We start from the raw sequence: 16,013 nt of genomic DNA on the forward strand, positions 1-16,013 counted from the left end.
GCTTTCAATGGGAGGCGGGGACGACGAACACGACCGCCGTGCGCGCCGGCACGGTGAAGCGGCCGGAGGCGCGATCGAAGCTGGCCTGTCGGGCGCGCGTGTCCGCGGCGGCCGGCGCGGTGTGCACGGGATGCAGCGCCAGCGCATGTCCCGCCAGCGCAGGCAGCGTCAGTTCCTTCGCCGTCTTGTCGACGTTGATCAGGTAGACCAGTTCGTCGAAGTTGGCGCCCGGATATCCGGCGCCGTTCAGGCGGCCGACCAGCACCGTCGCCTCCTGGGAGGCGCCCGTGTTCAGGAAGGTCAGGCGCGCCTTGATGTCCTCGGCCGTGCGCAGCCGCAGCAGCGTCGAGCTCTTGCGGATCCGCAGCAGGTCGCGGAAGGCGTCGCGCGTCCAGGCGATGTCCGCGGCGGCCGGCTTGATCAGTGCATTCCCCAGCAAGGGTTTCGCATACGGCCAGTTGTCCGCGTTGTCGCGCGACGGCGGCAGGCCCACACCGAAGTTGTTGTCCGCGTAGGTCCAGTCCAGCCGGTTGAACCAGTCGCCGCTGTCATAGCTGTTGCGGTCCAGCGACTTGCTGCGCAGCGTGTCCGTACCGGCGTGGAAATAGGCCACCCCTTGGCTGAACGCGTTGATCGCGTTCGCCAGGATCTGCACGCGGGCGCGGTCCTCGCGGCTGGTGCCGGCAGGCAGGCGGAACGCGTTGTTGTCGAACAGGGTCAGGTTGTCGTGGTTCTCGACGTAGTTGACGACCTCGCCCGGCTCCAGCACCCAGCCCGCGGGAATGCCGCCGACGTCGATCTGCTCCAGGCGCAGCACGGCGTCCCAGCTCGTCTGCATCTGGAAGCTCCGGATCGAACCCGCCAGCGCCGCGCGGAGGCGGTCCGCCTGCCACATCAGCTCGCCGCGCGTCTGGCCGCCGTTGTGACCGTTGCCGTCGTAGAAGAAGCCGTTCACGTAGCCCTGGCTGGCAAGCAGCGCCTCGCCCGCATCGCAGCAGCCGCCGCCGCGCACCGCGTCACGGATCAGCGGATTGAAGCTGCCGATGCCCGAGCCGTTCAGCGACAGCATCTCCGCCTGCACGAAGCGCGCGCCGTTGGCGACCTCGCCGAAATTCCAGCCCTCGCCGACGATCTGCACCTCGCGGCCGGCGGCTTGTCCCACGCGGGCCTTCAGCGCCTCGATGACGGCGCGCGGGTGGTGGCCCATGATGTCGAAACGCAGCGAGCTGATGCGGTAGTCCCGCGTCCACGTGACCGCCGAGTCGATCATCAGCTTGGCCATCATGAGGTTCTCGGAGGCCGTGTTCTCGCAGCAGGTCGAGCGCTCGATGCCGCCGGCGGCGTTGTAGCGGAAGTAGTAGTCGGGCACGACCTTGTCGAGCACCGAGGTGGCGTTCTGCCCCGACGAGGTGGTGTGGTTGAAGACCAGGTCCATGCCGACGCGCAGGCCGGCGGCGTTGAGCGCCTGCACCATGCGGCGGAACTCGACGACGCGCGCGAGCGGGTCGTTCGCGTTGCTCGAGTAGCTGCCTTCCGGCGTCGAGAAGTGCTGCGGGTCGTAGCCCCAGTTGAAGCAGTCGGTGCCGGCCGTGGCGGCGACGGCGGCCTGCTGCGACTCGCCGTCCGGCGCGCCGGCGGGCGAGGGCGTGACGCAGCCCTTCTCGTTGACGGTGGCGAAGTCGAACACCGGCAGCAGGTGCACGTCGGTGAGCCCCGCGGCGGCGAGGGCGCCCAGATGGCGCATGCCGTTGGAGCCGGACTCGGCGAAGGCCAGGTACTTGCCGCGGCGGGCGGCGGGCACGGTGGCGTCGTTGATGGAGAAGTCGCGGACGTGCAGCTCGTAGATGCTCAGGTCCGACGGCGCCGACACCGTGGCGGGCGGCGCGCCGGCGTCCCAGCCGGCGGGCTTGGTCGCGGCGGACTGCAGGTCCATCACCACGCTCTGCTGGCCGCCGAGCGTCACGCCCAGCGAGTAGGGATCGGCGACGAGGTTGCGCACCAGCCCCACGCCCTTCACGAAGACCTGCACCTGGTAGCGGTAGGTCGAGCCTTGCAGGCTGCCGGCCTTGCCCAGGCGCCAGACGCCGGTCGCGGCGTCACGCGTCATCGGCTCGGTGGTCGTGCGCGTCAGCGTCGAACCGGCGATCGGCGTCGTCAGGACGAGCGCCACGTCCTGCGCGGTCGGCGCCCACAGATTGAAGGAGGTCGAACCGTTGGCGACGACGGCGCCCAGGTCCGGGACATCGTTGGCGGCGGCGTAGAGATCGTCCAGCGCCCCGGCGATCTGCGCCGTCGTCGCATTCTGGACGCGACCCTCCGCGTCCTCCTGGACCAGCACGAGTTGCCGCTGATGCAGTGCCGGCAGTCGCGCGACGTCTGCCGCGCGGACCGCGAAGACCGCGCCGCTGGCCACGTACTTGAAGCGCAAGGCGTCGGCCGGCGGCACGGTGCCGGAGAACGGGTCCAGCGTGATGAAGCCGTCGGCGCCGTTGACCGGCGCGTTGGCGGCGACGCTGATCTGACCCGTCGCCGAGTGGTACAGGCGCACGGCGCCGGTGCCAGGGGCGGGCGCAACGATACGCGGCCACTTCACGAGCGTCTTGTTGAGCCACACGGCGCGGGCATCGGTGCTGGACACCTGGCGCAGGTCCGGCGCGGCGGTGTAGACCGTCGCGTCGCGCTCGACCAGCCACACGTGGCCGACCTGGTTCTGGATCGTCAGCGCGGAGAACTCGACGCGGATGTTGTTGTCGCGGCCGTCCTTGTCGTTCTCGTTGGGCGGCATGCCGTGGACGATGAACTCCAGGCCCTTGCGGCTCGCATCGCCTTGCGGATTGAGCACGGGGATGTCGAAGACGACTTCGTCGCTGCCGGCCGCATACCCCGGCATCGCGCTGAAGGCGACGGGCTGGCTCCAGTTGTCGAGGGTGACGCCGCCGGGCAGGGCGGCCGCGTTCAGGCCGCTGCCGTTCCACAGGTGCAGGCCCCAAGCGTTGTAGGCGCCGTCGAAGCGCTTGTAGTGCACCCGCACCGTCGTGATGTCGGGCGTGGCCAGTTGCAGCGGATTGCCCGGGTAGTTGGTCCCGTCGCCCTGCAGGCGCCAGACCTCGTTCGCGCCGGCTTGAAGCACCAGGCTCTGGTCCGCGCCGCCGTTGTCCTTGTTGTCGCCGTTGTGGAAGAGGAAGCCCACGGTGCCGCTCGTGGCGGCGAGCGGGACGTCGTAGTAAACGCCGAAGTCGTCACTGCCCGCGGCGTTCCAGCCCGCGTTCCAGCTGGGGCTCTGGGCGGCGTTCCAGGTGTGGATCTGCCAGCCGGCGTGATTGCCGTCGGCGCGGCGGTAGTGGACGCGCAGCGAGGTCGCGGGAGCGTCAGGGGTTGCCACCGCGGTCACCCGCGCGCGGGACGTCGAGCCGGAGCTTGAGCCCGACACGGTGTTCGCCGGCACTTCCGCGATGAGTGCGACTCCGTTTTCGTCGACGGCCGCCGCGCTGGTGCCGGCTTTCGATGCGATCCCGGCGTCGCCGCCGCCGCACGCGGAAAGCAATCCGCTCACGCCGACTGCCCACCCGATCGCGAGCCTGATCGTCAAAGCACCCGCTACCCGTCGCGCCGTGCGCGACCACCCGTCAGCCCATGCCTGCATGTCCGTGCCTCCTCAAGGTGGTCGGATGTTAGGGAAGTAAAACTACATCCCGTGACGGTGAAATCCCGGAGTTGGATTACAGGCGTGGCTTCAAAGGGCAAGACAGGGACACGATTTAGATCGTTTGCTGGTGAAAAAGCCACGACTTCGGCGAAATGTCTGTAGTTTTGCTTCATCCCTTGGCGCTCGCGAAGGGTGGGGACCGCCTATGGGACAGCGCGGTCGCCGTTCCTTGCGACGAGGCGTCGTCTTCGGCGGCGATACTCCGCCGTCCCCTTCGCTCCGGAAGGGCCCCGCCCCAGTGCCTGCCATGACCGAAGACCAGCGCCGTCCCGCCAACGACCTCGCCCAGTTCCAGACGCTGTTCGAGCGCATGGACGAGGGCTACTGCGTCATCGAGTTCCTCGACGGTCCGCACGGCCCGTTGAGCGACTACGTGCATGTGCTGGCCAACCCGGCTTATGCCGCCAACGCCGGCATCGACAACGTCGTCGGCCAGAAGGTCCGCGAGATGGTGCCGGACGAAGCCGGCGCCTGGGTCGAGATCTACCGCAAGGTCCTGCTCACCGGCGTTCCCGTGCGCTTCGAGCGCGAGCTCGAACGGACCGGCCGTTACCTGGAACTCTCCGCCTTCCGCATCGAGCCGGTCGAGCGGCGCCAGGTCGCCGTGCTGTTCCAGGACGTCACCCGTCGCCATCGCGCCGACCAGGAACTGCGCGAGCTCAACGAGACGCTCGAGCGCCGGGTTCAGGAGGAGGTGGACCAGCGCCTGCGCACCGAGGCGGCGCTGCGCCAGTCGCAGAAGATGGAAGCGGTGGGTCAATTGACCGGCGGCATCGCGCACGACTTCAACAACATGCTGGCCGTGGTGGTCAGCTCCCTGGATCTGCTCGCGCGCAAGTTCCTGAAGGACGATCCGCAGGCCATGCGCTACGTCGACGCCGCGCGCAACGGCACGCAGCGCGCGGCGCAACTGACGCAACGGCTGCTCGCCTTCTCGCGCCAGCAGCCGCTGCGGCCCGAGGCGCTCAACGCCAATCGGCTGGTGGCGGGCATGTCCGACCTGCTGCGCCACTCGATCGGCGGCGCCATCGCGCTGGAGGCCGTGCAGGCCGGCGGCCTGTGGCGCACGCATGCCGACCCCAACCAGCTGGAGAGCGCGATCCTCAACCTCGCGGTCAACGCGCGCGACGCGATGCCCGACGGCGGTCGCCTGACCATCGAGACCGCCAACGCCTACCTCGACGAGCGCTATGTGGCCGAGCAGGTGGGCGTGCTGCCCGGGCAGTACGTGATGGTCGCGGTGACCGACACCGGCAGCGGCATGACGCCGGACGTGCTGGCGCGGGCCTTCGATCCCTTCTTCACGACCAAGGAAGTGGGTCGCGGCACCGGCCTGGGCCTCAGCCAGGTCTACGGCTTCGTCAAGCAGTCCGGCGGGCACGTGAAGATCTATTCCGAGCCCGGTCAGGGCACGACGGTGAAGATCTATCTGCCGCGCCTGCTCAACGATCAGGAAGAAGAGATCGAGTCGCAGCGCGTGCCGCCGGTGTCCGTGTCGCAGGGCCAGGAAACGGTGCTGGTGGTCGAGGACGAACCCGCCGTGCGCGCGTCCTCGGTCGACGCGCTGTCGGAGCTCGGCTACCGCGTGCTCGAAGCCGACGGCGGCGAGGCGGCGCTCAAGCTGCTCGACGCGCATCCCGAGATCGCGCTGGTCTTCGCGGACGTCGTGATGCCGGGCATGAACGGCCGCAAGCTCGCCGACGAGGCGCGCCGGCGCCGACCGGGACTGCGGGTGCTGTTCACCACCGGCTACTCGCGCAACGCGGTCGTGCACAACGGCGTGCTCGATCCCGGCGTGGACCTGTTGGGCAAGCCGTTCACGCTGGACGAACTCGCCGCCGCGGTCCGCGCGGTGCTGGACCGGCCAGACTGATCTGAGGGCCAGCGGCCTTGGCCGTCAGCCCGGCGCCGAGTACCCCGACACGAAGCGATGCGGCGTGCCGTCGGTGTCGTAGGTCGATCGCTCGATGCGGCCGATGTCGGCGCCGTAGACGTGGATGCTGATGGAGACCTGATCCTCGACGGCGTTGTGGACGCGGTGGATGTCGCCGAGGCGAGGCGAGACCACCTCGATCTGACCCGGCGACAAGCGCACCGGCGGGCCGTCCGCCACGAGCTCGTTCGGCCCCGTGAAGCGGTAGCCCTGCGAGTCCTCCGCGCCGCGCAACATGCCGATCAGTCCCCAGACCGTGTGGTCATGGATGGGCGTGGCCTGCCCCGGTCCGCAGACGAAGGACACGACCGAGAAGCGTCCCTGCGCGTCGACATGCAGCGGGTACTGCCGATAGCGATCAGCGCCCGCTTGCGCGTGGGTCTCCGGCAACCAGTCGTCGCGCGCGACGAGCTCGGCGAGCAAGGGGCGCAGCTCGGCGAGCAGCTCGGACTCGCGCAAGCCCTTGTCGATCAACGCCTCGCTGGAGGCGATGAATCGTTGCAACGGCTCCGGTGGCACGGGCTGGAGAAGGGCGCTCATGCGTCCAAGTGTGGGCGCCGTCCTGGCAGCCGTGAATCCTGCATTCCGAGCATGGAAAGTCGGATTCGTTCTTTGCGGGTGACGGCGTGGGTCTTTACGGTCTGGAGCTGTCCGACCTACCCAGAGCCACCACCATGAGCATCCAATTCATCGGCATGATCCAGTCGCAGAAGACCTCCGAGATCCACGCGGCCAGCGGGCCGGTCGTCGATCCGGACTACGTGAGCGCCTTCGCCCGGGCGCATGAGGCGGCGGGCTTCGACCGCATCCTGGTGCCGCACCATTCCACCGGCCCGAGCGCGCAACTCACGATCGCGCATGCGGCGGCGCACACCTCGCGCATCGGTTTTCTCCTTGCGCACCGGCCCGGCTTCGTCGCGCCGACGCTGGCCGCGCGGGAGCTCGCGACGCTCGACCAGTTCACCGGCGGCCGGCTGGCGGTGCACGTGATCTCTGGCGGCTCCGACGCGGAGCAGCGCCGCGACGGCGACTACCTCGACCACGACCGGCGCTACGAGCGCACCGACGAGTACGTCGGCCTGCTGCGCCGCCTGTGGACCAGCGACCAACCCTTCGATCACGAGGGCACGCACTACCGCTTCGATCAAGGCTTCAGCGAGGTCAAGCCGCGCCAGCAGCCGCACATCCCGGTGTTCTTCGGCGGCGCGTCCGACGCGGCGCTGCCGGTGGCCGGCAAGCATGCGGACGTCTACGCGCTCTGGGGCGAATCGCTGGAGCAGACCGCCGACCTGACGCGTCGCGTGCGCGCGGAGGCGGCGCGCCATGGGCGGAGCATCGGCTTCTCGGTCTCCTTCCGACCCATCCTCGCGGACACCGAGGCGGCCGCCTGGGCGCGCGCCGAGCGCATCCTGGAGGACACGCGCCGCTTGCGCGTGGCGGCGGGCTACAGCCGCGGCGGCCCGCAGCAGAGCGAGGGTGCGCGGCGCCTGCTCGCGGCGGCGGAGAAGGGCAGCCGCGTCGACAAGCGGCTGTGGACCGAGATCGCGCGCGAGACCGGCGCGCGGCATAACAGCACCGCGCTGGTCGGCACGCCGGAGCAGGTGGCCGAGGCGCTGCTCGACTACTACGACCTCGGCGTCACGACTTTCCTGGTCCGCGGCTTCGATCCGCTGGAAGACGCGATCGACTACGGCCGCGAGCTGATCCCGCGCACGCGCGCGCTCGTCGAGCAGCGGCTCGCGCAGCGCCGGGCCGCGTGAACCGGACCCTTCTTTCCCGCTGATTTCTTTCCGCTTCCTTCTTTCCGCTCCCTTTTCTCCGCTTCGAGGACCGCATGAGCTCCCACGCCGACCACACTGACAGCGCCGACGATTCCAAGGACACCATCGATGCCGACGGCCCTTCGCGCCGTCGCGCGCTGACGCAAGGCGCCGCGCTCGCGGCGCTGGCGGCCGTGCCGTACGTGCGCTCCGTGCGCGCGCAGGGTCGCGTGGTGGTGAAGGCCGGCGACCAGAAAGGCAACCTGCGCGCGCTGCTGGAAGCGGCGGACGAGCTGCGCCAACTGCCCTACGACATCCAATGGAGCGAGTTCTCCGCCGCCGCGCCGCTGGCCGAGGCGCTCAACGCGGAGGCCGTCGACTTCGGCCCGATCGGCGACGCGCCGCTGCTGTTCGCGATCGCGGCGGGCACGCGCATCAAGGCCTTCGCGGTGAACCGCTCCGATGCCTACGGCACGGCGGTGCTGGTGCGGCCGGACTCGCCGTTCAAGACGGCGGCCGATCTCAAGGGCAAGTCCATCGGCACGAACCGCGGCTCGATCGGGCACTTCATCGCGCTGAAGGCGCTCGCGTCCGCGGGCTTGAAGCCGGACGATGCGCAGGTCCGTTTCCTGCCGCCGGCGGAGGCGAAGCTCGCGCTGACGCAGGGCTCGCTCGACGCGTGGGCGACGTGGGAGCCGTACACCGCGCTGGCGGAAACGGCCGGCCACGCGCGCGTACTGGTCAGCGGGCGAGGGCAGTGGTCGGGGCTGAGCTTCCTGGCGGCGACCGACAAGGCGCTCGCGACCAAGCGCGGCGCGCTGTCGGATTTCGCGCAACGCGTGAAGCGCGCGCAGGCCTGGTCCTACCAGCACGTGCCGGAGTTCTCCGCGACGCTGGCCCGCATCATCGGCATTCCGGTCGCGGCCGCGCGCCTGCAGTTCGAGCGCCGCGCCACGCGCTGGATCGCGCTCGACGACCAGGTGCTCGCGGACCAGCAACGCAGCGCGGATTTCTATCTGCAGGTGGGGCTGCTCAAGCAGCGGCTGGACGTACGGCCGACCATCACGCTGGTCTGATCCGGTCTGCGGTCAGGGCGCCAACGCGAACTCGATCGCCGCTTCGCAATGGATGAGCGCCGTATCGAAGACGGGCACGGAGACGTTGCCGGCGGCGAGCAGCATGCCGACTTCCGTGCAGCCGAGGATCATGCAATCCGCGCCCTGATCCACGAGACGGCGCGCGACGTCCTCGAATCGGGAACGGCTGTCGCTCGTCGTGATGTCCTTGCACAGCTCGTCGTAGATGATGCGATGCACGTCCGCGCGATCGTCATCGCCGGGAATCAGGGGCTGAAGCCCGGCCGCCTTGAGGCGGTCGACGTAGAACGTCTGCTCCATCGTGAATGCAGTGGCGATCAGGCCTGGCGTCTTCAGTGCCGACTTCGTGATCTGATCCGCCGTGGCGTCGGCGATGTGCAGCAGCGGGATGCCCACGCCGCCCATCATCTGGTCGGCCAGCTTGTGCATCGTGTTCGTCGCCAGGACGATGAAGTCCGCGCCGCCGCGTTCCAGCGCCTTGGCCTCCGCGTTCAGGATCTCGCCGGCGTCCTCCCAGCGTCCCGCGGCCTGCAGCCGCTCGATGTTCGCGAAGTCGAGAGACCGGATGAGCAGCTCCGGTGAATGCAGTCCGCCGAGCCGCCAGCGCGTGATCTCGCACATCTGGCGGTAGTAGGTCTGCGTCGAGGCGGCCGACATGCCACCCAGGATGCCAATGAGCTTCATTGCTGGTCCGGCACGACGTGGGCCTTGGTTGATGTCGCACGAGGGTAGCACTCGTGACAGATACACCCGCGCTTCCCTGGCTTCCCTGGCTTCCTCCTTCAGACGTCGCATGCGCCTCCTTCCGACCTTGTGCCTGTTGTTCCCGCTCATTGCCGCTGCGCAGGGCACCTGCAACTCGATGCCGGACGATGCCGCCATGCTCGAATGCCTGCAGAAGCGTCAGGTCTTGCTTGAAAAGACGAGGAGCGCCAAGAGCGAACAGCTGAAATCCTGCATCCGCTACCGGCTCGAAGATGCCCCGGAGGGCCACCTCAAGGGCGACAAGCTTGGAAAGCAGGTCACCATCACCGACAACGGGCAATGTTCGGCGTTCATGGGCGCCAGCTGTGAATGGGACGGCCAGACTGCGAAGAAGGTGCCGGACCGCAGGCGCTGATCGATGGTCCTCATCACCGGCGGGTAGCAGGGCTCGCCAGCAAGCGCCGACGGATGCTGCCCGCCATGGAGAATTAACGGCTGTGCGATTGCCATCAACACGGCATGACCCGCTCCTATACTCCGCGTCCATCACGCCGGAGCGGCCCCGTTCAGAAGGCCTCGGCAACCGATCTTTCAACGGGGAGGAACCCATGATTTCAGCGAAGCGCACGCATGCCGCCATCCTGGCGGCGATCTCGACTTTCATCGTGGCGGCTTGCGGCGGCGGTGGCGACGCCGGCTCTGATTCGACCGCCCGGGCCTCGTCGGTTCCGGCGACGCTCAGCGCCAACCAGCAGATCTTCGAAAGCTTCGTCCTGGCACCCGCCGAGGGCAGCTACTTCCTGCACTGGAACCTGAACTACTCCGGCGCGCAGACCGCCGGCGTGAGCTATGCGTTCTCGGACTTCGGCCTGCTGACGGCGTCGCCGTTGACGAGCGGTCCGCAGCCCAGCCCGCAGAGCGCTCCGCACAACATCACCAGCACGCTGGCGCTGCCCACGCCGGGCGCGACGCGCGTACTGAAGAACGGCGCCGTCCTGGTCGCCAGCAGGACCAGCACGGTGTCGTACGTCGGCGATGACGTGCTTGTGGATTCGCTCGCCGCGGACGGCGTCACCGTGGTGTTCTCCGAGATCCGCAGCAACTACGAAACCGTGGCGTTGACCGGCCTCGTCAAGTCGGCGCCGGCGGACTTCGCGCACTTCCACAACTCGTTCTTCTCGAACGCCAACGTGCTCGACGCGACCGCGACGTATCTGCCCGGCGCCGCTTACCTGAAGTTCGACCAGACCAACAAGGGCGACCGCTACAACGCCTTCGACTGCACGACGGCGACCACCGGCACCAACATCACGCCGTGCCGCACCGCCACGACGCTGACGGCCGCGCTCACCGCCGGCATCACGTCCAACAGCGACGGCACCACGTACCGCCTGGCCAACGGCACCATCACCACGGTCGACGGCGTGCCGGTCTGGGTGGCGACCAATCCGCGTCCGCAGTCGGCCACGATGACCTCGACGGTGCAGTACCGCGTCTACTTCGAGCTGAACGGCAACGTCTACACCGGCGGACTGACCAAGGACGGCGCGCTGATGGGCGACAGCTACTACGTGTCGAATCCGGCTGGCACCACGGTCGCTCAGCGGATCACCTTCCTGCCCTTCGACATCCGCATGAACAAGGCCGCGCACGACAGCATCGCGGCGGCGATGAAGATCTGATCAGGCACTGATCAGGGGATCGCCGGCGTCGGCCTGGGAAGGCCGGCGTCGGCGGCTCGCTGAAAGGTCTGGGGACAACGGTCCAAGGACCGGTCTTTCGACAATCGTCAACGGACCGGGCGACGCCGGCCGTCCTCGTCGACCCAATACCGACCGCCGTTGCCGTCCGAGTAGACCTCGCGCTCGCGACCGTCGACGAGCAGTCGACCGATGACGGCGCCTGCGACCGCGCCGACCACGGCGCCGGTCACGGCACTGCCGCCGGCCACGGCTCCGACGACCGCGCCGCCGACGGCGCCCACGCCCGCATTGCGCGCGTCACGTGTTGCACAACCGACCGTCATGGCGGCGCATGCGGCGATGAGCGCCGCGTTCCTGAGAAGAGATGTCCTCATGGCTTTCCTCAACGATGTTGGTGGATGAACCAGCACGGCAAGCGCTGTGCCTTTCCGTTGTCTTTCCTTCCGCCTTTACCTTTGTCTTTGCGGTGCTAACGCGGTCTTGACGAGCGCGGACGTCGAAAGAGTTTGCACGGCTTCACATACTCAACACAAAGAGAAATAGTGCGCACCTGCCTCTCAGGATGGGCGATATGCGCCTCCTATACTCGCCGCCGCCAAAACGCCGGAGCGGTCCCGTCGATGGACCGCCAGGCAACGAATTCAACGGGAGGAGGACCTCATGGTCTCAGTGAAGTGCAAGAACGCCGCCGCATTGGCAGCCCTGTCGGTCCTGGTCGCAGCCTGCGGCGGAGGCGGTTCGGACGACGGCCCGGCGCCGGTCATCGCCACGCAGCCGATGAATGCCACCGTGCTGAGCGATGGCACGACGATGTTCACGGTCGTGGCCACGGGCGCCGGTCTCGGGTACCAATGGCAGAAGAACGGCGTGGCCATCGCGGGCGCCACGAGCGCGTCGTACCAGACGCCGGCGGTCACGTCCGCGGACAGCGGCGCGAAGTACACGGTCGTGGTGACGAACTCGTCGGGCAGCGTCACGAGCTCGGCCGCGCAGCTGACGCTGCAGCTGAGCGCCAACCAGCAGGCCTTCGAGAACCTGATCCTGTCGCCCGCCGCGGGCAGCTACTACCTGCACTGGAACCTGAACTACGCGGGCGGTCAGACCAGCGGCGTCAACTACGCCTACTCGGACTACGGCCTGATGTCGGCGTCGCCGCTGACGAACGGTCCGCAGACCAACGCGCAGAGCGCGGCCCGCAACCTCACGACCACGCTGGCGCTGCCCGCTCCGTCGTCGCCGACGCGGGTGCTCAAGGGCGGCGCGGTGCTGGTCGTCGGAGCATCGAGCAAGGTGACCTACGTCAGCAGCGACGTGCGCGTCGACTCGCTGGCCGTGGACAACACCACGGTGGCGTACTCCGAGGTCCGCAGCAACTACGAGACCGTGCCGCTGACCGGCCTGGTCAGCTCGGCGCCGGCGGACTTTGCGCACTTCCACAACTCGTTCTTCTCGAACGCGAACATCCTGAACGCGACGGCCACGTATGCGGCGGGCTCGAGCTACCTCAAGTTCGCGCAGACGAACAAGGGCGACCGCTACAACGTCTTCGACTGCACGACGGCGACCACCGGCGCCGCGGTCACGCCGTGCCGCACGGGCATGACGCTGACGGCCGCGATGACCGCTGGCATCGTGTCCAACAGCGATGGCACGACCTACCACCTGGCCGACGGCGCGGTCCGCACCGTCGACGGCGTGTCCGTCTGGGTGGCGACGAGCCCGCGTCCCGTGTCGGCGACGCTGAGCTCGACGGTGCAGTACCGCATCTACTTCGAGCTGGGCGGCAACGTCTACACCGGCGCGCTGATCAAGGACGGCACGCTGCTGGGCGGCGGCTACTACGTGTCGAATCCGACGGGCACCACGGCTGTCGAGCGGCTCACGTTCCTGCCCTTCGACATCCGCATGAACAAGGCCGCGCATGACAGCCTGCTGGCAGCGATGAAGATCTGACGCGGCCCTCGCCGAGCCGGTTCACCCGGCTCTTCCATCGCCGCCGGCTTTCGCGTTCATCGCGGGATCCGGCGGCGATGCCGTTTCCGGGCTCATGGATGGCAGGGCTTCCAGCTCCGCTTCGATTTCGCCGATGCATCCCCAGCAGTCGCCGCCGCAGTCGGTCGACAGCGGGTCGTCCGGTTCGTCCAGCGAGCGGCCGCAGAGCTTGCAGTTCATGGATCGCCGAATGGAATGAAGCGCCGCTACCAATTGAGATTGGCCGAGCGGCACTCACACAGCGACTCGCCCTTCGGGACCGTGCGTCCGCACCTGGTGCAGGCGTCGTTGACGGACAGGTGCAGGGCCAGGCATTTCGCCGCTCTCGGTTCGAGGCCGAGGTACATCTCGGCGTACTTCGCGGCTTCCAGTCGGTCTTGCTGTGCGAAGGCGCCGAGGAGCGCCGCGTCTTCCGGCCGCAGTTCAGAAGGCCACACGACGAAGGCCCGGCACTTGAGGCACTTGATATGCGGGCGACCCGCGGGGTCGATCAAGGGGTCACGCATGGCTTGCGGCTCGGGGATTCTTCATGTCGTGGAGGTGTAGAGCCCTGTCGACGCGGAGATCAACCCAGCAGCAGCCAGCAGACAGAACACACGCATCGTTTTGGACATGCGACCATTGTCGCCGCGTATTGCGACGCTGCACGGGAGCAGGCAACGCGCTTGCCCCGTTCGGTCTGGGCCGCTCCGCGGTCGGACGTCACCAGAAGGGAGCACGACGATGATGATCATCATGGGCTCCTTCGGGCATGTGGGATCCGAAGTGGTGAAGGCCTTGCTGCGCGAGGAGCAGGAGGTCATCGTCGTGACGCACGACCAGGGTCATGGGTGGCGATGGAAGGCACCGGCGCGCAGGTCGCGCTGGCGGACGTGAACGATCCCGATGCCCTGCGCGCCGTGTTCAGGCAGGGACGGCGGGCGTTCCTGCTCAACCCGCCGGCGGCGGTGGACGGCGATACCGACAAGACCGAGCGGCGCACGGTGGCGCGTCTTCTCGAGGCCTTAAAGGACAGCGGCCTCGAGAAGGTGGTGGCCGAGTCGACCAGCGGCGCCCGTCGCGGCGAGCGCCTGGGCGACTTGAATGTGCTCTGGGAGCTCGAGGAGCGGCTGCAGCACCAGCCGATTCCCGCGGCGATCAATCGCGCCGGCTTCTACATGAGCAACTGGGATGCGCAGCTCGACGCGATGCGCGAGTCCGGGGAGCTCGTCTCGCTGTTCCCTGCCGACCTGCGACTGCCGATGGCCGCCCCGCGCGATCTCGGCGAGATCGCGGCGCGCCGGCTGATGTCGTCGCTCGACGATGTGGGCGTGCAGCACGTCGAGGGCCCCGAGCGCTACTGCGCGAACGACGTCGCCGCCGCGTTCGCCGCGGCGCTGCAGCGGGACGTGCGCGTGGTCGTCACGCCCCGGGAGCAGTGGGAGGCGTCGTTCCGCGGATTGGGGTTCTCGCAGGCGGCGGCGGAGTCCTATGCGCGCATGACCGGCGCCACGCTCGACGGCCTCGAACTGCCCGAGGTGTCCATCAAGGGACGCGTCACGATCGACGCGTACGTGAGCGATCTGGTCGAGGCGACGCGTCCGTAGCGTGACCGCAGTCCTTCGGACCGGGGTCACGCCGGGTCGGCTTCAGTCCGCGATCACTTGATCGAGAAGCTGTCCCCGTACACCTTCCAGTTGAGCGGCGTCTTCAGGTCCAGGTTCCCGGCCTTGAGCCACACGCGCTGCGCGGTCTCGACCCGGCTCACGTCGCTGTGCGCTTCCTCCGTTTTCATCGCCGCCACGCGGGCGTCGAGGAAGGCGTTGAGGTAGGTCGTCTCATTGCCGCCCTGCGCCGGCGTCTTGGCCTTGGCCATCGCCGCCTTGCGGATGCCGCCGAAGCTCACGCCGCTGTTGCCGGGACCGTGCATCACGATCGCGTCGTAGTAGATGAACTGGCCCAGCGTCCGCAGCCCGTCGTTCTTGGCCTGCTGGACCGACGGATTGAAGTAGGACCGGTCGCGCTCGTGATCCTGCGCCTGCTGGAACACCGTGTCGCTCGCGGCCGTCTTCCAGTCGCCCTGGAAGTTGGGATCGAGGCCCGCATGCGAGGCGCTGCCGTTGACCGAGCGCAACGCGTTCAGGTACTTCGCCAGCACGTTGTTCGGCTTCACCGAGTTGTAGTACTGGACCAGCTCCAGCATGTCGCCGGTGCCCGAGCAGAACCCGATGATGCCGGCCGTGTAGCCGCGGCCGTCGCGGATGTCCTCGATGTAGCGGTACTGCGCCTTCCAGTCCAGCGACGAGTTCTCCGCGCTGGAGACGATCTGCATCGCGATGTCCTTGGCCTTCGGGTCGGACAGGCCAGCCGATGGCGCCGGAGCCGGCGCAGGGGCCGGCGAAGGTGCCGGTGCCGGGGAGGGCGCGGGGGCTGGAGAAGGCGCAGGCGCTGGGGAAGGCGCAGGGGCCGGCGACGGAGCGGGCGCGGGGGCGCCGACCGCCTTCAGCTTCCAGCGCTGGTTCGCGCCGCCGGTGCAGTCCCACTGCTGGATCGCGCCGCCGGCGGCCATCGAATGGTCCTTCACGTCGACGCACTTGCCGCTGTGGCGCGCCTTCAACGTGTAGCCGTCGGCGGACGGCGCGAGCAGGAAGCGCTGGTTGTCCGTCGGCGCCGTCGCCCATTGTTGGATCAGCGCGCCGTTGCCCGTCGAGACGTCGGTCACGTCCAGCGACTTGCCGCTGGCCACGCTGACCAGGCGGTAGCTGCCGCCCGTGTCGGCGCGCAGCTCGAAGCGCTGCGTCGTCTGCGTGCCGCAACCGCTCTGCTGCAGTTTCGCGCCGTCGGCGCGCGTGTTGCCGGACAGGTCCAGGCACAGGCCGGACTCGCCGGACTCGATCGTGTAGATGCCCGCGGCGACCGTGACGGCGCCGGCGGCGAGGGCGCGCGCGTCCGGCGCGTTCTCGCTGGCGGCATCGGACGCGGCCGACGCCGCGACCTCGGCCGACTGCGCAAAGACGCTCTTGCCGTCGTCGCCGCCCCCGCCGCCGCAGGCGGTCAGGCAGGCGCTGGCGACCGCCAGCAGCGCCGGCGCGGTCAGGAGAGTCGAGGCACGCGGAGGCCGCGGAGCGGCGGGGAAGG

Annotated in this window: 15 protein-coding genes; 8 read left to right on the top strand and 7 right to left on the bottom strand. The window is 68.7% G+C overall.

The features are described 5' to 3' along the window. Window positions 1-4 precede the first annotated feature (4 nt). Window positions 5-3,382 (bottom strand): alpha-1,6-glucosidase domain-containing protein, encoded by a 3,378-nt coding sequence (locus tag PV762_RS05955; RefSeq protein ID WP_421034106.1) that lies wholly within the window; start codon window positions 3,380-3,382, stop codon window positions 5-7. Window positions 3,383-3,953: 571 nt separating this feature from the next. Here PV762_RS05955 and PV762_RS05960 point away from each other — a divergent pair. Then, window positions 3,954-5,579, top strand: a complete 1,626-nt coding sequence (locus PV762_RS05960; protein WP_421034107.1) for an ATP-binding protein — start codon at window positions 3,954-3,956, stop codon at window positions 5,577-5,579. A 24-nt stretch (window positions 5,580-5,603) separates the two neighbouring features. Here the strand turns inward: PV762_RS05960 and PV762_RS05965 are convergent, their stop codons facing one another. Beyond that, window positions 5,604-6,179, bottom strand: a complete 576-nt coding sequence (locus PV762_RS05965) for a cysteine dioxygenase (protein WP_421034108.1) — start codon at window positions 6,177-6,179, stop codon at window positions 5,604-5,606. 134 nt (window positions 6,180-6,313) lie between these two features. Here PV762_RS05965 and PV762_RS05970 point away from each other — a divergent pair, with 134 nt between their 5' ends. Continuing rightward, window positions 6,314-7,399, top strand: coding sequence for an LLM class flavin-dependent oxidoreductase (locus PV762_RS05970; RefSeq protein ID WP_421034109.1), 1,086 nt, complete (start codon window positions 6,314-6,316; stop codon window positions 7,397-7,399). Between the two features lie 74 nt (window positions 7,400-7,473). Next, the gene (locus tag PV762_RS05975) at window positions 7,474-8,475 is read left to right on the top strand and encodes an ABC transporter substrate-binding protein (RefSeq protein WP_421034110.1); all 1,002 of its coding nucleotides are present in this window, start codon (window positions 7,474-7,476) and stop codon (window positions 8,473-8,475) included. Between the two features lie 12 nt (window positions 8,476-8,487). Here PV762_RS05975 and PV762_RS05980 read toward each other — a convergent pair whose 3' ends face one another. Further along, the gene (locus tag PV762_RS05980) at window positions 8,488-9,180 is read right to left on the bottom strand and encodes an aspartate/glutamate racemase family protein (RefSeq protein WP_421034111.1); all 693 of its coding nucleotides are present in this window, start codon (window positions 9,178-9,180) and stop codon (window positions 8,488-8,490) included. 127 nt (window positions 9,181-9,307) lie between these two features. Between PV762_RS05980 and PV762_RS05985 the strand changes: the two genes are divergently transcribed. Together PV762_RS05985 and PV762_RS05990 are read left to right on the top strand one after the other, a co-directional pair. Continuing rightward, window positions 9,308-9,616 (top strand): hypothetical protein, encoded by a 309-nt coding sequence (locus tag PV762_RS05985; RefSeq protein WP_421034112.1) that lies wholly within the window; start codon window positions 9,308-9,310, stop codon window positions 9,614-9,616. 193 nt (window positions 9,617-9,809) lie between these two features. Further along, window positions 9,810-10,883 carry a hypothetical protein gene (locus PV762_RS05990; RefSeq protein WP_421034113.1) on the top strand — a complete coding sequence of 358 codons (1,074 nt, stop codon included), beginning with the start codon at window positions 9,810-9,812 and terminating at the stop codon, window positions 10,881-10,883. A 107-nt stretch (window positions 10,884-10,990) separates the two neighbouring features. Here PV762_RS05990 and PV762_RS05995 read toward each other — a convergent pair whose 3' ends face one another. After that, on the bottom strand, window positions 10,991-11,278 hold the full coding sequence (locus tag PV762_RS05995; protein WP_421034114.1) for a hypothetical protein: 288 nt from the start codon (window positions 11,276-11,278) through the stop codon (window positions 10,991-10,993). A 286-nt stretch (window positions 11,279-11,564) separates the two neighbouring features. On the opposite strand from PV762_RS05995, the gene PV762_RS06000 reads away from it, so the two are divergent. After that, a complete protein-coding gene (locus tag PV762_RS06000; protein ID WP_421034115.1) occupies window positions 11,565-12,857 on the top strand; it encodes a hypothetical protein in 1,293 nt (430 codons plus the stop codon). Between the two features lie 21 nt (window positions 12,858-12,878). On the opposite strand, the gene PV762_RS06005 is transcribed toward PV762_RS06000, so the two are convergent. Together PV762_RS06005 and PV762_RS06010 are read right to left on the bottom strand one after the other, a co-directional pair. Next, window positions 12,879-13,076, bottom strand: a complete 198-nt coding sequence (locus PV762_RS06005) for a hypothetical protein (RefSeq protein ID WP_421034116.1) — start codon at window positions 13,074-13,076, stop codon at window positions 12,879-12,881. Between the two features lie 26 nt (window positions 13,077-13,102). Next, on the bottom strand, window positions 13,103-13,402 hold the full coding sequence (locus PV762_RS06010; protein ID WP_421034117.1) for a hypothetical protein: 300 nt from the start codon (window positions 13,400-13,402) through the stop codon (window positions 13,103-13,105). Window positions 13,403-13,619: 217 nt separating this feature from the next. Between PV762_RS06010 and PV762_RS06015 the strand changes: the two genes are divergently transcribed. Continuing rightward, window positions 13,620-13,772 carry a hypothetical protein gene (locus PV762_RS06015; protein WP_421034118.1) on the top strand — a complete coding sequence of 51 codons (153 nt, stop codon included), beginning with the start codon at window positions 13,620-13,622 and terminating at the stop codon, window positions 13,770-13,772. Beyond that, on the top strand, window positions 13,733-14,482 hold the full coding sequence (locus PV762_RS06020; RefSeq protein WP_421034119.1) for an NmrA family NAD(P)-binding protein: 750 nt from the start codon (window positions 13,733-13,735) through the stop codon (window positions 14,480-14,482). The genes PV762_RS06015 and PV762_RS06020 overlap by 40 nt, the downstream gene beginning before the upstream one ends. Window positions 14,483-14,535: 53 nt before the next feature. On the opposite strand, the gene PV762_RS06025 is transcribed toward PV762_RS06020, so the two are convergent. Then, a partial coding sequence (locus PV762_RS06025) for a chitosanase (protein ID WP_421034120.1) occupies window positions 14,536-16,013 on the bottom strand: 1,478 nt, incomplete at its 5' end.

Origin of the sequence: Mitsuaria sp. CC2 (assembly GCF_048957715.1) — a bacterium.
GTDB lineage: Bacteria > Pseudomonadota > Gammaproteobacteria > Burkholderiales > Burkholderiaceae_C > Roseateles.

Excerpts from the sequence above, each read along its gene's own strand:
- PV762_RS05995 (WP_421034114.1), bottom strand. The coding sequence starts at position 11,278 with ATGAGGACATCTCTTCTCAGGAACGCGGCGCTCATCGCCGCATGCGCC.
- PV762_RS06010 (WP_421034117.1), bottom strand. The coding sequence starts at position 13,402 with ATGCGTGACCCCTTGATCGACCCCGCGGGTCGCCCGCATATCAAGTGC.
- PV762_RS05970 (WP_421034109.1), top strand. The coding sequence starts at position 6,314 with ATGAGCATCCAATTCATCGGCATGATCCAGTCGCAGAAGACCTCCGAG.
- PV762_RS06000 (WP_421034115.1), top strand. The coding sequence starts at position 11,565 with ATGGTCTCAGTGAAGTGCAAGAACGCCGCCGCATTGGCAGCCCTGTCG.
- PV762_RS05980 (WP_421034111.1), bottom strand. The coding sequence starts at position 9,180 with ATGAAGCTCATTGGCATCCTGGGTGGCATGTCGGCCGCCTCGACGCAG.
- PV762_RS05990 (WP_421034113.1), top strand. The coding sequence starts at position 9,810 with ATGATTTCAGCGAAGCGCACGCATGCCGCCATCCTGGCGGCGATCTCG.
- PV762_RS06005 (WP_421034116.1), bottom strand. The coding sequence starts at position 13,076 with ATGAACTGCAAGCTCTGCGGCCGCTCGCTGGACGAACCGGACGACCCG.
- PV762_RS05975 (WP_421034110.1), top strand. The coding sequence starts at position 7,474 with ATGAGCTCCCACGCCGACCACACTGACAGCGCCGACGATTCCAAGGAC.
- PV762_RS05965 (WP_421034108.1), bottom strand. The coding sequence starts at position 6,179 with ATGAGCGCCCTTCTCCAGCCCGTGCCACCGGAGCCGTTGCAACGATTC.
- PV762_RS06015 (WP_421034118.1), top strand. The coding sequence starts at position 13,620 with ATGATGATCATCATGGGCTCCTTCGGGCATGTGGGATCCGAAGTGGTG.
- PV762_RS05960 (WP_421034107.1), top strand. The coding sequence starts at position 3,954 with ATGACCGAAGACCAGCGCCGTCCCGCCAACGACCTCGCCCAGTTCCAG.
- PV762_RS06020 (WP_421034119.1), top strand. The coding sequence starts at position 13,733 with ATGGAAGGCACCGGCGCGCAGGTCGCGCTGGCGGACGTGAACGATCCC.